General features: G+C 37.3%; 12 protein-coding genes. 5 read left to right on the top strand and 7 right to left on the bottom strand.

The window, feature by feature from the left end:
- Positions 1-25 precede the first annotated feature (25 nt).
- From SNE38_RS12125 to SNE38_RS12095, 7 genes are all read right to left on the bottom strand, one after another.
- Positions 26-1222, bottom strand: coding sequence for an ornithine--oxo-acid transaminase (locus tag SNE38_RS12125; RefSeq protein ID WP_191705034.1), 1197 nt, complete (start codon positions 1220-1222; stop codon positions 26-28).
- A gap of 66 nt (positions 1223-1288) precedes the next feature.
- Entirely contained in the window at positions 1289-2452 is a 1164-nt protein-coding gene (locus SNE38_RS12120) for an MFS transporter (RefSeq protein ID WP_191705033.1), read from the bottom strand.
- Between the two features lie 118 nt (positions 2453-2570).
- Positions 2571-3404 carry a MerR family transcriptional regulator gene (locus SNE38_RS12115; protein WP_336046563.1) on the bottom strand — a complete coding sequence of 278 codons (834 nt, stop codon included), beginning with the start codon at positions 3402-3404 and terminating at the stop codon, positions 2571-2573.
- A 180-nt stretch (positions 3405-3584) separates the two neighbouring features.
- Positions 3585-4028, bottom strand: a complete 444-nt coding sequence (locus SNE38_RS12110; protein ID WP_336046562.1) for a DUF4825 domain-containing protein — start codon at positions 4026-4028, stop codon at positions 3585-3587.
- A 59-nt stretch (positions 4029-4087) separates the two neighbouring features.
- Complete coding sequence (locus SNE38_RS12105) at positions 4088-5275, bottom strand: YbfB/YjiJ family MFS transporter (protein WP_336046593.1); 1188 nt, start codon at positions 5273-5275, stop codon at positions 4088-4090.
- A 105-nt stretch (positions 5276-5380) separates the two neighbouring features.
- Positions 5381-5896 (bottom strand): hypothetical protein, encoded by a 516-nt coding sequence (locus SNE38_RS12100; RefSeq protein ID WP_336046561.1) that lies wholly within the window; start codon positions 5894-5896, stop codon positions 5381-5383.
- Between the two features lie 15 nt (positions 5897-5911).
- Positions 5912-7186 (bottom strand): L-lactate MFS transporter, encoded by a 1275-nt coding sequence (locus tag SNE38_RS12095; protein WP_191704589.1) that lies wholly within the window; start codon positions 7184-7186, stop codon positions 5912-5914.
- A gap of 807 nt (positions 7187-7993) precedes the next feature.
- On the opposite strand from SNE38_RS12095, the gene SNE38_RS12090 reads away from it, so the two are divergent.
- The 5 genes from SNE38_RS12090 to SNE38_RS12070 all read left to right on the top strand — a co-directional run bounded on the left by SNE38_RS12090 (position 7994) and on the right by SNE38_RS12070 (position 14392).
- Positions 7994-8605, top strand: coding sequence for a flavin reductase family protein (locus SNE38_RS12090; protein WP_191704590.1), 612 nt, complete (start codon positions 7994-7996; stop codon positions 8603-8605).
- Between the two features lie 78 nt (positions 8606-8683).
- The gene (locus tag SNE38_RS12085) at positions 8684-9793 is read left to right on the top strand and encodes a mandelate racemase/muconate lactonizing enzyme family protein (RefSeq protein ID WP_191704686.1); all 1110 of its coding nucleotides are present in this window, start codon (positions 8684-8686) and stop codon (positions 9791-9793) included.
- Entirely contained in the window at positions 9793-10470 is a 678-nt protein-coding gene (locus SNE38_RS12080) for a GNAT family N-acetyltransferase (RefSeq protein ID WP_191704591.1), read from the top strand. Before SNE38_RS12085 ends, SNE38_RS12080 begins: the two co-directional genes overlap by 1 nt.
- Before the next feature lie 432 nt (positions 10471-10902).
- Entirely contained in the window at positions 10903-11094 is a 192-nt protein-coding gene (locus tag SNE38_RS12075; RefSeq protein WP_318247703.1) for an amino acid transporter, read from the top strand.
- 166 nt (positions 11095-11260) lie between these two features.
- Positions 11261-14392 (top strand): BTAD domain-containing putative transcriptional regulator, encoded by a 3132-nt coding sequence (locus tag SNE38_RS12070; protein ID WP_336046560.1) that lies wholly within the window; start codon positions 11261-11263, stop codon positions 14390-14392.
- The last annotated feature ends 304 nt before the right edge of the window (positions 14393-14696 follow it).

Below are 14696 nucleotides of genomic sequence, written 5' to 3'. Positions count from 1 at the left end.
CATTCACAGTGCCCTTAAAACCTATTTATTCACTGAATACAGCTTTAATTTGCTCGATGGCCCAGTCTAAATCTTCTTTTGAAATGATTAAAGGTGGGGCGAAACGGATCACTGTGTCATGTGTTTCTTTGCACAGCACTTTTCGTTCTGCAAGCATTTCGCAATATGGACGAGCCGATTCATGAAGCTCCACACCAATGAAGAGACCGCGCCCCCGTACTTCCCTTATCACCGCATTGTCAATTGCCTGTAGTTGCTCTTTAAAGTAATTGCCAAGCTCCAGTGAACGCTCCGTCAATTTTTCATCCAACAGAACATCGATTGCAGCTATGGAAACTGCACATGCTAATGGATTTCCACCGAATGTTGAGCCGTGCGAGCCAGGATTGAATACGCCAAGAATATCATCATTCGCAACAACTGCAGAAATTGGATAAACACCACCGCCTAGGGCTTTACCTAAAATATATACATCTGGAATAACGTCTTCCCATTCACAAGCAAAAAGTTTTCCCGTACGTGATAAACCAGTTTGAATTTCATCTGCTATAAACAGAACATTATTTGCTTTACATAATTCATAGGCAGCTTTTAAAAAGCCTTCCGTCGGGATGATGATACCTGCTTCACCCTGAATCGGCTCTATAATAAATGCTACTGTATCGGGAGTAATGGTAGCTCTTAAAGCTTCAATATCACCGTATGGAACTAAAGTAAAGCCTTCCAGCATAGGACCGAAGCCGCGTTTATACTCTTCCTCTGAGGATAACGATACAGCACCCATCGTACGGCCGTGGAAATTGCCGTTACAGCCAATAATTTTGGCCTGATTTACAGGGATATCTTTTACTTCATAACCCCAGCGACGAGCCATTTTAATCGCTGTTTCAACGGCCTCAGCCCCAGTGTTCATCGGGAGCACCATATTTTTTCCCGTAAGTTGGCACATTTTCTCGTACCATTCTCCTAAAGTCGCGCTATGGAATGCACGGGAAGTTAATGTTACCGCATCTGCCTGATCCTTTAACGCTTGAATAATTTTAGGGTGACGATGTCCTTGGTTTAAGGCTGAATACGCCGAAAGCATATCTAGGTAGCGGTTTCCTTCAGGGTCTGTTACCCATGCACCTTCTGCTTTTTCGATAACGATAGGCAGCGGATGGTAATTATGCGCCCCGAATTTTTCTGTAGTTGAAATAAGTTGTTCTGATTTTGTTGTCATGATGAAATCCTCCTTAAGCAAATTTTACTTTTTAAACAGAGAAATCAATTACATAAGACGAAAAATCTACATATACGATGCAGGTTTCTTCCATATTAATGTTAACAGAATACCAAAGAAGATGACAACAGTTGCAAAGTAATATGGGTAGTTAACATCAATATCAAATAGCATGCCGCCTAAAATAGGACCGAAAATATTCGCTAAACTCGTAAACATAGAGTTCATTCCGCCAACGAAACCTTGCTCGTTGCCCGCAATTTTTGATAAATAGCTTGTTACCGCAGGGCGGAATAAATCAAATCCGACAAATACGATACAAGTAACGAGTAAAATCGCAAAATACGAGCTGACAACGGTCATTAAAAACACTAAAATTCCCGATAATATTAAGCTATAGCGAATCAGTTTAATTTCGCCCCATTTTTGTGCTAAACGGTCGAACAATGCGACTTGTGCCACAGCTCCAACAATTGCGCCACCTGTAATGATGACGGCGATATCTGTAGGGGTAAAACCAAATTTATGATCAACGAATAGGCTGAAGAACGATTCAAATGCCGCAAGTCCAAATGATGCGACAAAAATTAATATAAAGGCAATTAAGTACATTGGCTCCAAAATACGTTTAAATCCAGATGTTTGATTCGGTGCATTTTCAGTGTTTGCTTCATTGCGCTCTGGTTCGCGCAGTAAAATAATCGATAGAATGGCAGCAGTTGTACCGAGCGCTCCCGCAAAGTAGAAGGGCACACGAGTACCGAAATCTGCTAAAAATCCGCCGATGCCAGGACCAATAATAAACCCTGTGCTAATCGCTGCACTCATATATCCAAGTGCTTTCGGACGTGTTTCCATTGTAGTAATATCAGCGATAAAGGCTGTAACAGCAGGCATAATAAATGCGGCACTAATCCCGCCTAATACACGGGAAATAAATAATACTTCGATTGTTTTCCCTAACCCGAATAAAAATTCCGAAATACCGAAAATAAACAATCCAAGGACAATCATAATTTTACGTCCATATTTATCAACCGCTTTACCAGCGAGGGGTGAAACAATAAGTTGTGCAATAGCAAACGCTGCAGTTAAATATCCGACAACGGTTCCGCTTATTTGCAGTTCATTCATTAATGTTGGGAGTACTGGAATAACTAAACCGATTCCTAAAAAAGCGATGAATAAGTTTAATAACAGTAGCCCTAACGTTACTTTATATTCTCTCATAGTTGTTGCTCCTTATTTAGTTGAAATGACTCTAGTAATATAATCCGCACTATCTAACATAAACCCTATAGTAACTATAGAGTCAATAAAACGGATTTAAATTATTGTGAAAAAATAATTACTTAATTTTTATTTTTAATTCCACAATAAATTCGTCTGCTTTATTAGGGGAGTAATTAATGGGCATAAAAATTTCATAAACGATGGGTACGACATTTAATGCGTTTTCTTCTATATAGTGATATAACTTTTGGTAATGAACGAGGTACGTATCCTGTTCGAAAATAAAAGCAATACATACATAACGACCTGCATGAATTGTTTTAACTTCCATATCAGCGGTTAAGTGTGTAATATACCGGTCTGTAATAAGCGGAGTAAATATATGACTATAATGTAGCTCATCCAAGCTATTATATGGCTGATAAGGATAAATACATCCGTATCGGTTACTCAACAGACTATTTTCGACTTCCAGTGTTTTGATCAGTGAACTGTAGTATGTGTTCGGTATATAGTATGGTGTTAGCTCGTTTGTATGGATTGATAAAATACGGTTTGTTTCTTCATTTTTAAAATAAACCGTATCAAGCATATCAATCGCAAGCTGCTCCTCCATCTGTTTTTTTGTTTTATATAAGGATTGCTTAATTTCATACATACGATTAATCTGTTTTTCAATTACGTTTTCCTGCTGCTGTAAAAAGGATAATAACTCTGCAGGGGTAAATGCTTGTGCCGCTTTAATTTCTTCTAAAGAAACCCCAATATATTTCAGTGATTTAATAATGTCCAAATAGTATAGTTGTGCGTCTTTATAGTACCGGTAATTTGTTTTAGGATCGACATGTGAAGGTTTGAATAAACCGATTTGATCATAGTAACGGAGTGTTTGTATTGATATATTTGCCAATTTCGATACTTCTCCAATTGAGTAAAGTTTTTCTTCCATAATAAGCCTCCGAAATACGTTATTAACGGTATCGTAGCATTAATGTTGGGTTGGGTAAATTAGTAGGGAGGGGGAGCTTGAAGGAAAACGAAGCTATGAAAAAATCTGAAGACACACTTATATGTAGTTTGCCTCCAGATTTAAACTTTCCTATTAAAGTATTGATTACTTACTAAAAAATTAATTTACGGAGTCCTCAGAATTTAAATAATCTTTTATTAGATTCTTCAAGTCTTCTTCATTTTCTAAGCCGTCCAGATTATTATTGTACCAATGTTGAACTTCTGTTTTTGTTACAGTGAATTCATTAGTCGAAAATTTGAATGTAACCCAATCTACATTTTGGATTAAAGCAAAAAGATATGTGGCATTCGCTATAATAGTTTTCTTCATTTCTTTATCTGCATTTTTTGCAGTTATATCGTTATATTCCAAAGTAATGCCATATGGCTGTTCTTTCGTATGAAGGGAAATTTGTTTTAGTTCATTGCTGTGGTTTAATTGATTTACAATATTTCCAACCGCACTGTTGTCACCTACATATGAATTTTTATATTGAAATATATCTGCTTTTGAGTCAGCATTTTGACTGCATCCGCTTAATACATTCAATACTAGTAACATCGAAATATAAAATATGCGAATACGTTTCACTATTTCATCTCATTTCATTTTTTATAATACTAGGGTTGCACCATTTCATTACCAACGGGTACAGGCTTTTTCCTACTATAAAAATACCCGGCCAGTAATATTATAAGAGCTAATGTGACTGTTCCTCCAGCAAAAAGGAGGGGTGCTTTATATGTTAGGAAATAAGTTTCCAAACGACCCGCAATAACAGGACCTATTATTTGTCCGATGGCATAAAAGGTTGTCAGTATGGAAACAACGTAGGCACTTTGCTTTGGATATAACTGTCTTGCGTATGCTGTTGACATAGTAACGAGTCCAACAAATGTAAAACCAAATGAAATGGCCGACAACAATACGCTCCAAACAGATTGTGAAAGAACAGGAAGCAGGATACCGATTATTTGCAATGCATAGGCTAAAGCCAGCATAGAAATCGTTGAAAAACGGGACATCAATTTCATCCAAATCGGTGCAGATGGAATGGCAGCCAGTCCAGCCAATACCCAACTATAGCCTGCATATGCACTAAGTGCCTCGATATTATATATAATGTCCACAAGAAAAGTCCCTGTGATAATATAACCCAATCCTTCTAAGCCATATGCAATAATCAGCCATGGCATGAAGCCGCGCCAAATATTGCTATCCTCGGATTTTGGTGCCTTTACGTGATTAAGTACTTGTAAATGACGCCATAAAAATTGTGTCGTCGCTAAAAACAATGCGGATAACAAACCGAGTCCAAGCCAAGAACCTTGCCAGCGGAAACTTGTTTCAAAGAATGGTACTAAAAGTCCCGATAACGCAATGCCAATGCCGATCCCACTAAATAAATAACCACTCCAGCGCGTTAGTAAATGAGCTGCCAAATAATCCATCACGATGCTTAATGTCAGAACAAAGATAAAGCCGCTCGTTAAGCCAGCGATAAAACGTAACATGATCCAAATGATGTATGAATCTATTAATCCCATTAAAAGAATCGAAGTAACATTCATGATAACATTTAATACTAGAAAGTTCTTTTTTGATTTATAAATAAAGCCGGCCCATAATGCCCCGATAAAATAGCCAATATAATTGCTTGAAGCGAGCCAGCCGCCTTGTGTGAAGGACAAATTTTCATCGACCCGCATGAATGGTAAAATCGGCGTGAAAGCAAAGCGGCTAATACCCATAGCAACAGCTAAAAATAGAATTCCCCCTAAAATTACACTTATATGTTGACGATTTATGAAAATCCCTCCCTAAAAAAGCATATCTTTTTAGTGATTGTACCACTCTTATTTTCAAGATTAATAGAGGTAATCCCCGTAAAAACGAGAAAAAACCCGACTATATCACCAAAAGTCAGGTTTTGCGACCATAAGCCAAAGAAAGAATCCCATTAAAAAGATATATTTCCATGTAGCGCTTTTCATCATATGAATAAACTGTTCTTTTTTAAACTCTGCACTGTTGGCAAAATTCAAGGCAGGCTTAAAAGCGAGGGCCATAAAATATAAAGAAAAGCCCATAACGATATACGTCACAATAAGCCAAGGGGATGTCCAGGACCACCCACTAAAGTAAATTAAAACTAACCCGGTTGGCACAATGAAATGTCCACCGTTTGCAACAGCTCTTAGCAAACCTTGCAACGCTGTAATATAGCTAGAAAGATCTTGGGTTTGTGCCTTTTCCATGCGTTTTAATATGGGAAAAATTGCGAACAGTGGGCCAGTAGCAACGATGACACTTAAAATATGTAAATAAAGCGTAATTGTAAAAAGCAATTTCATCCCTCGCTCGAGTTTTATTGAAACAATCATACCATGAAAAAAAGATGATTCGGAAGTTTGTGACTTCCGAATCATCTCTATTAAAACCCCTTATGAATGAGCAGCTGCTCCCTGTTTCCCTTTGTGTTTGCTTTGTTCCTCTTCTTTTACACGCTGTTTTTTCAATTTGTTTAAATCAGAACGTAATAGTAAAGAAATACCTAATGAAATAGCGATTAAGAAGCTGAATAGATAGAATACTGGAATATAACTGTTTGTCGCTTCGTGAATTGTTGATACGATAATCGGACCAAAAATACCACCAAGTGACCATGTAGTTAATAAATAGCCATGAATAACCCCAAGTTGCTTCGTGCCGAATAAATCACTTGCGAATGCCGGTAAGTTCGAGAAACCACCGCCATAACAACTAACTACTAAGAATATGAATACCTGCAATAGAATAGCGTTTGTCGTAAACGGTAATGTAATAAAAGCAATTAACTGAATCGTGAAGAAAATAACAAACACATTGGAGCGTCCGATATAATCTGACCCAGCTGCCCAAAGTAAGCGACCACCACCATTAAATAGTCCCATCAAACCAACCATAGTTGCAGCAGCAGCTACTGACAGCCCAGCAATTTCCTGTGCCATTGGAGAAGCTACTGAAATCATCATTAAACCAGAAGTTACGTTAATTAAGTGCATAGACCAAAGCATCCAGAATTGCTTTGTACGAACTGCTTCACGAGCAGACATTTGTGCAATTTCTTGTGATTTTGCTTTTCCTGTAGCAACCATGTCTTCTACTTCACCTGGTTTAGGTGGAGCAATATAAAGTGCCCCTGCAATCATTAATAGAAAATAACTTATCCCTAAAATATAATACGTATTTGAAATCCCTACAGCCTGCATTAAGTTTGCAGCGACTGGCGCGGTGATTAATGCACCAGATCCAAATCCTAATACAGCCATCCCTGTCGCTAAACCACGACGATTAGGGAACCATTTAACAAGCGTTGATACCGGAGCAATATAACCAATCCCCATCCCGAGACCGCTTAGTAACCCGTATGTTAGCCAATATAAAACAACTGAATCCATAGCAATCGCAATACCTGCGCCACCTTGTCCTAAACCGAATAGTACCGCCGCAACCATCGCTGCTTTTCTCGGTCCTAACTTTTCTACTGTGCTACCAAATAATGCTGCAGCAAAACCAGCTAGTCCCATCATAATTGTAAAAGCAATAGTGATTTGTGATGCATCCCAACCGAGTTCTGTTGCGATTGGATTTTTATACACACTATATGCATACGCACCACCGATTGAAAGGTGGATAGCAATGGCAGATGCTGCAATTAACCAACGATTTTTTTTCATATAATTTCCCCCTCACACCTATTAAAATATCGATTTTACGATAATTTTCTACTTAAAGTAGATGTGTCAAATGTTTGAACGTTCATGTACATAAACTTAACATTAATTTATTATTTTGTGCAAGTGAAATATATAAAATAAAATTATCTTGAAAAAACATATATTTCTCTTTTCGGTAGTAAAATCGTACTTGATGCAATAATTTTTACTGCGGAAAAACACATCATAACCTTGATAAATCAAGGTTTTGTTAGTTGTAGAATAATGATGGTTACTAACGGGCTTGGAGAGAAGGATAATATTGTAAGTTAATGAATCTTCTAATTAAACAACTAAATTAGCTAACTTATGCATCAAAATTCTACTAATTGTTTTGGTTATGTTAGGTGCTGAATTTTTAAATTTTATATTATAACAGTGACTAATACACAACGGGGAGACACCCAATGGCTTTATGCATTGATAAATCAACGTTTTAGAGGGGGGGATTTAAAAACAAATAGCTTTTCTCTTATAATAGATACTAATTATGCAACTGTTTATAACAGTTTGAAAAAGATAGAATATAGGACGTTTCGCTAAAGATTTTGGGTTAAAAAAGAAATAAATTTAACAAAGGAGGTAGTTACTTTTCGGATTTCTTAGTGGTTTTTTACATTATTTTACTGAATAACGGTTCGAAATAATGCTGAAAATGAGTTTGTATAAAAATACTGATACTCTTTTTGAATAGAAATAAAATTATTTGACGAGCCACGAACTGTTCTCTAAAGTCAAAATAGTGATTAGAAAAGAGGCGAAATTATTATGAGAAAAATAGATCCCCAACAATTATCAGAACGTGAAAATTATAAATTTTTAATTGGTTCGATTATCCCGAGACCAATTGCCTTTGTGACTTCGGTAACAGAAGAAGGTGTGGTCAATGCAGCACCGTTTAGCTTTTTTAATATTGTATCTTCAAATCCCCCGATGATTTCGGTAAGCGTTCAGCGTAAGCAAGGGGAAATGAAGGATACTGCAAGAAACATTCTAGCCAACCGTCAATTTGTTGTGCATATAGTCGATACAGACAATGTTGAAAAGGTAAATAAAACGGCAGCGAGCTTACCTCCAGAGGAAAGTGAAGTGGAGATCGCAGGGATGACATTGGTTGAAAGTACAAAAATCGGTGTTCCTGGAGTAAAAGAGGCCAAAGTTCGCTTCGAATGCGAATTAGAAACCTCATTAGAGCTTGGTGGGGGAGAAAATAACCCAGGCTGTGACCTGATTATTGGAAAAGTTGTGTATTATCATATAGAAGAAAGTATCTATGAAAATGGCCGGATCGATCCACAAGAGCTAGCTGCTATAAGTCGTTTAGCTGGTAATGATTATGCGAAAATCGGTGAGCAATTCACAATTAAGCGTCCGCTTTAACTTCATTCATGAGGTGTTGAAACACTTGCCGAATTCAAATGCAATTACACCGAGGAATATATAGGAGGAAAATATATGTTGAAAATTAAAAGCATTGAATTATTTAATATTGAATTACCATTAATCGAACCATTTATCGTAAGCTACGGTACATATCCAAATATGCCATCGATTATTGTAAAGATGACGACAGAATGCGGATTAGTAGGCTGGGGAGAAGCGGTACCAGATGAACATGTTACGGGTGAAACATTGGAAGGTACTTTTGCAGTATTAAAAAATACATTAGCTCCTGCAATGATCGGGAGAAATCCGATGAATTTTGAAAAGGTCCATGCCAAAATGGATGCATTGATTTATAGTGCACCAGCAGCAAAGGCAGCTATTGATATTGCGTGCTTTGATTTAGTAGGGAAGAAGCTGGGTGTGCCGGCGTATCAATTAACAGGTGGCCGCTATTATGAAAAGTTCCCAATTACGCATGTACTAAGTATCGGTACCCCTGAAAAGATGGCGACTGAAGCAGCTGAGCGCGTTAATGAAGGGTATAACTCATTCAAAATGAAAGTAGGTCGTGATGTAGCTAGTGATGTAGCGCGTATTAAAGCGGTCCGTGAGAAAGTCGGCAACGATATTGCAATTCGAGTGGACGTTAACCAAGGGTGGATAAATAGCTCAACAACAATGCAGGCAGTACGCGAACTTGAACATTTAAAAATTGATTGGCTGGAGCAGCCGGTACGTGCTGATGATATTGATGGCATGGTTGAAATTAAATCAAAAACATCCATCCCTGTCATGATTGATGAAGGATTACGCGGTGTCCGAGAGATGCGGGAAATCATAGCAAAACGTGCTGCGGATAAAGTAAATATAAAATTAATGAAGTGTGGCGGGATGTATCCTGCAATGAAGCTTGCTCATATGGCGGAAATGGCAGGCATTGAATGTCAAATCGGCTCAATGGTTGAATCATCAGTCGGATCAGCTGCAGGATTCCATGTAGCATTTTCAAATAAAGTATTTACAAGTGTTGAATTAACAGGACCATTAAAGTTTTCTAAAGATATTGGGAACCTTCAATATAATGTACCGTTTATCCAGTTAAATGAACGAGCAGGATTAGGCGTGGATGTGGATGAGGCTATTTTGGCTGAACTGACACGTGAAAAATGTGTGGTGCGATAATGATTGCGACAGGATTTTTAGGCAGAGATGAATTTAAAGTGAAATTACTAAATGAATCCTATATACCTCAGTTAATGGACCTACAGCAACAAGTTGTAGAGGCATTGCCGGATAAAGCAATTTTACAGCCGCTTGATGAAGGAGAATTAGTCTTTATATTAAAGGGAAATGGCCTTATGATTGGGGTTTTCGTCGAAGGGAAACTAATTGCATTTAGGGCATTGCTTGAACCGGTCATTGACGAAGAACATTTAGGGTATGATATCGGTTTAAAAACAGAAGACGAACTCAAAAAGGTGCTTTATCAGGAAATTTCAAATGTACATCCGCAATATAGAGGCTTTGGATTACAACGGACAATGGCAGACATTATTATGCAGCAAGTAGATTCGGCAAAATATAATGTTGTCTGTGCAACAGTGATGCCTGGTAATATTGCGAGTATGAAGGACAAGTTCTCACAAAATATGCATATAGCTGCATTAAAGCTGAAGTACGGTGGGAAATTGCGCTATGTATTTATGAAAAAGCTGCTGGAAGTAGAGCGTCAATGGGCTGAAGAACGATTTGTTTCAATGATTGAGACAAATGCTCAACAACAGCTTCTCCAACAAGGTTATATTGGCATTTCAATGAAGAAACACCAGGACGAATGGTTTATTCAATATGTAAAATAAAAAAGGATGTGGCGGGAAATTAATGGTCCGCCACATCCTTTTTCGATATATTCAAACACAAATCATATGGATGTTCTTTAAAAATCATTGTCATCAAAGCTGTCTAAATCGAAGAAATCATTATTGTCTTCGAATAAGTAGGATACGTCATTGTCATCTGTCGCTAAATAAGTGTAGTTGATCATATTATCAGCTCCTTTTTATAACTATACATTATTCAGAAAATTAAGTAAAGTTTAAATTTATGTATTTTTATTGAATAGGGGTTCATAAAACGCTGTTAAATATATATTTGCAGCGCCTGTTTCCGCTTTCATATCTTAAATTAATATGTTTAATAATATATTTTCATACATATTTTCATACATTTTAGGGAGTGGGATTTTGAAACTTTCTTTGCTTGAAAGCTGTAGATACAGAAAAAGAAATGGAGTGAGTTTATTGGAGAAAAAACCATTTAATGATGTAGATGAGTACAATCAAAAACATATGGGTACACCAAGCTCCTATAATATGAAGCAAATGCCAAAGCCCATCCGTATCATTGGTTATATTTTAATCAGCTTTATGACTGTTGCTGCAACTTTACTTATTTTATTAATAATTCTAGATAAAATATTCTAGTCTATCCGTAGAAATAGCTTTTTTCTTAAACATCTATAATATTCAGCACATTCTATTAATAAACTTATTGGTATAGAATTATTATGTGTAAAATTTTGTACTAAAAAGAATATTTTTCTGCTTTATGTTAATATATTTGTAATTAATTGTAGATGGGGTGGAAAGGATGGAGCAACATATTTTTGTCTCGAAACTTATATCTCCGACACCGGCGAATAACTATTTAAGAAGAGCAAAATTAATGAAAAAGCTTTCTGATTGGCCACATGCAAAATGTACCATCTTACATAGTAGCGCAGGGTATGGAAAAACATCGCTTATTAGTCAATTTATAAATGATCAAAAAACAAAATGCGCCTGGTACCAAATAACATCAGATGATGATTCAATATTTCCGTTCTTACGCCATTTCATTTTTAGTATCCAGCAGCACTTCCCTTCATTTGGTGAAAAGCTAAAGGGATGGGATGTCACGGTAAAGTTTCATAACATGGAAGAGTTATTGCAGCTTTCAAAGCAAATTGCCAATGCGCTGTACGATATTAAAGAACCATTTTTAATTGTGCTGGACGATTATCACCATGTCTCACATGTATTTCCGATTAATTATGTTATGAATCAAATACTTCAATATTTACCTGGCAATCTTCATATTATTGTCGCAACGAGGAAAATGCCGGAGTGGAGCTGTTTATTAACGCTTCGGATGAATAATCAGTTAATCGAATGTTTAGAGCAGGAGTTTATATTTTCTGAAGATGATGTTCAATATTTATTTGAGGCCTTTTTTGAACGGCAATTAACTGATGAACAATGTGAATTTATTATGCAGATGACGGAAGGCTGGGCGATGGCAATTATGCTGCTTGGCTATAAGGCTAAGTATAGTCACGAACAGCTCGTTGATATTGCAGAAGGAACAGTCGGTAATTTTTTTGCCTATCTATCTGCAGAAGTGTTCGACAAACTAGACGAGCAGCTTCAGCTTCAGCTTTTAAAGCTTGGTATTCATCAAGTTATTTCGCTTGAGGTAATTACAGAGTTATATGGACCTGAATGGATTGAACAAGTAAAGCCGAAATTAGATGAGCTTGCATTTATTACACCATTAGCAGGAGGTACAAAATATCGTTTCCATGCATTGTTCCAACAATTCCTGCAGCAGCGGTTGAGTGAATACTACCCGGACTTATATGAGGAGTTTCATGAACAGGCAGCCGAGTATTATGCTTATCAAAATTTAGGTGTACTGGCGGTCACACATGCGGCACAGCTAAAAAATCCACATTACTATATCACATTATTATTGCAATTCGCTCCCCACTTTATTGAAGCTGGTCAATTTGAATTTCTTTTGGAAAGGTTGAAAGATTTTTCAATTGATCAAAAGCCGTATCAGCTTCTATATTATGAAGGGGAATGTCAACGGTACCGCGCACAATATGAAAGGGCGAAAAATGCATACAATGAATGTTTTATAAAAGCCCAATTGCAGCAAGATCAATTATTTTTAATGCGCTCCCAATTTGGTCTTGCCAACATTTATTTAGATACCCTTCAGCCAGTTTTCGCGGAACATCACTTGCAGCAGGCTATTGCATTATTAAATGAAGTTAAAATTAGCGATACAGAACGCCATCTTATTAATAGCCTATATACGGAAAACCTCATTAATTTAGGGAAAGCGGGAGAGGCTCTTCGTTGGAGTAAGTCACAAAATTTACAGTTAAGTATTAATAATATAGATGCGCGGCTTTATTTACGGCATGGTCAATTGGAAATAGCGAAAGAGTTGTTAAATGCACGTGTTTCGAAACCGTTTCAATGGGAGGAAGCACACCGTACGACAGATCTACTGCTCGTTTTGATTGATATATTAATGGGTGAAAATGTACAGGCCTATAGCCGTATTATTGAAGGTGGCAAAGAAGAGCTCGTTGATATGCCATATACGCTTGCACTTACAAAGCTACGTAAAGGGCTTGCACTTTTAAATATGGAAATGAAAGATTTTGAGCGTGCAAAAGCATGCTTTGATGAGACACTTGAGCTATTAAATCAAATACACGTTAAGCGTATTAAAGCCGAGTGTTATATGGGGCTCATTTTATATTACCGCAGTAATGTCATTGAGGCGAAACGCCATGCTCAAATCGGTTTAAGGGAAACAAACAAAGTACAGGACTTTTGGATGTCTGCATTATTACTGACAGCATTAACGAAAGTGTTGGCCGAAAATAGTCATTTTGAAGAGGCAATCGATACGGCAAAACAAGCTTTATCCTATTATGAACGTAGTGAAGATTCGTATGGACAAATGGTCTGTTCTTTTTGGCTTGCGTACTGTTTTTCAAAAGTGGATGATCAACAAAACGCATCTGAAAACTATCTGCATTTCTGGAATTTATGTGTGAATGATTATCCGTTTTTTATTGAGAAGAAAACACTTTTCGGACCGCAGCATTTAATCTTATTTGTACAGCTCGCTAAACAGTTGCAGCATGACGTGCCCGTATTTGGCCAATTAAAAATACAGGATGCACCCAGTACAGAGCTATCTCTGACTTTATTCGGCCCTATCCAGATTCGACGGGATTATAATGTTATTCAAGAAAAAGAGTGGAAACGAATGAAAGCGAAGGAACTGTTTTTATATTTATATATTCACCGTGAGCAATTCGTATCGCGCCAGCAAATTTGTGAAGCAATTTGGCAACAGGATGAAGAAGCGATGCAACGTGATTTTAAAGTAGTTTTTAATGCGATGCTAAAAACGTTGGAGCCGACCCGTTCTGCACGTGAGGAAAGCCACTTTATAACGCGTCGCCAGCATTTATATAAACTGGAGGATCGCTGGATTCAAAGTGATGTAGCGCACTTTACGTATTATGCGCAGCGCGGAATGGAAGAAAAGACAGCCAAGCTTTCAAATGAATGGCTAAAGCTTGCAATGAGGTTGGTGGATGGTCAGTTTTGTTCGGATATTGAACGTGAGTGGATTGGATCGATTCAGGCTCATTACAATGAGCAAATACTGAAAATTCTGGAGCGTGTCGCACAAAACTATGTCCGGCTTCAGCAATTTGATAAAGTCATTCGTTGGGCAGAGCGCATTATTGCATTGGATGACGGTCATGAAGAGGGGTACCGATTGTTAATGCTTGCTCATTATTATCTAGGGAATCGCCGAGAAGCACTAAAACAGTATGAGCGCTGTGTAAATGTACTTGATGAACAATACAAAATTACACCGATGGACCCGACCGAGCAATTGTACGAACTTGTATTAAAAATGTAAATAGATTGAGAGCTATGTTGAAAATATAATTTCGACATAGCTTTTTTTATTGGAAAGGCAGGAGCGAGTGCGAGTTAGTAAGAGGGGTATTTTGCGGGCTTAGGAGGAGGGGGCGTGAAGAGCGTTTTATTAGAACAAACGAGCCGGTTATTAGAAAAAGGCGGAGCGGTATTAGAAGATTGAGAACCGATTTTAGAACAATACAAAGCGATATTAGCACAACCGAACTATATATTAGAAAATCGAAATTATATTAGATCAAATTAATTTTTATTAGAAGATATCAACTTTTATTAGAACAAAT

Source organism: Solibacillus ferritrahens (genome assembly GCF_037027585.1).
Taxonomy (GTDB): domain Bacteria; phylum Bacillota; class Bacilli; order Bacillales_A; family Planococcaceae; genus Solibacillus; species Solibacillus ferritrahens.
This window is presented reverse-complemented; position numbering and strand designations above follow the sequence as displayed.

What these genes read in the sequence shown, in the direction of transcription:
- SNE38_RS12125 (WP_191705034.1), bottom strand. Translation starts at nt 1,222, where the DNA reads ATGACAACAAAATCAGAACAACTTATTTCAACTACAGAAAAATTCGGG.
- SNE38_RS12120 (WP_191705033.1), bottom strand. Translation starts at nt 2,452, where the DNA reads ATGAGAGAATATAAAGTAACGTTAGGGCTACTGTTATTAAACTTATTC.
- SNE38_RS12115 (WP_336046563.1), bottom strand. Translation starts at nt 3,404, where the DNA reads ATGGAAGAAAAACTTTACTCAATTGGAGAAGTATCGAAATTGGCAAAT.
- SNE38_RS12110 (WP_336046562.1), bottom strand. Translation starts at nt 4,028, where the DNA reads ATGTTACTAGTATTGAATGTATTAAGCGGATGCAGTCAAAATGCTGAC.
- SNE38_RS12100 (WP_336046561.1), bottom strand. Translation starts at nt 5,896, where the DNA reads ATGATTCGGAAGTCACAAACTTCCGAATCATCTTTTTTTCATGGTATG.
- SNE38_RS12095 (WP_191704589.1), bottom strand. Translation starts at nt 7,186, where the DNA reads ATGAAAAAAAATCGTTGGTTAATTGCAGCATCTGCCATTGCTATCCAC.
- SNE38_RS12090 (WP_191704590.1), top strand. Translation starts at nt 7,994, where the DNA reads ATGAGAAAAATAGATCCCCAACAATTATCAGAACGTGAAAATTATAAA.
- SNE38_RS12080 (WP_191704591.1), top strand. Translation starts at nt 9,793, where the DNA reads ATGATTGCGACAGGATTTTTAGGCAGAGATGAATTTAAAGTGAAATTA.
- SNE38_RS12070 (WP_336046560.1), top strand. Translation starts at nt 11,261, where the DNA reads ATGGAGCAACATATTTTTGTCTCGAAACTTATATCTCCGACACCGGCG.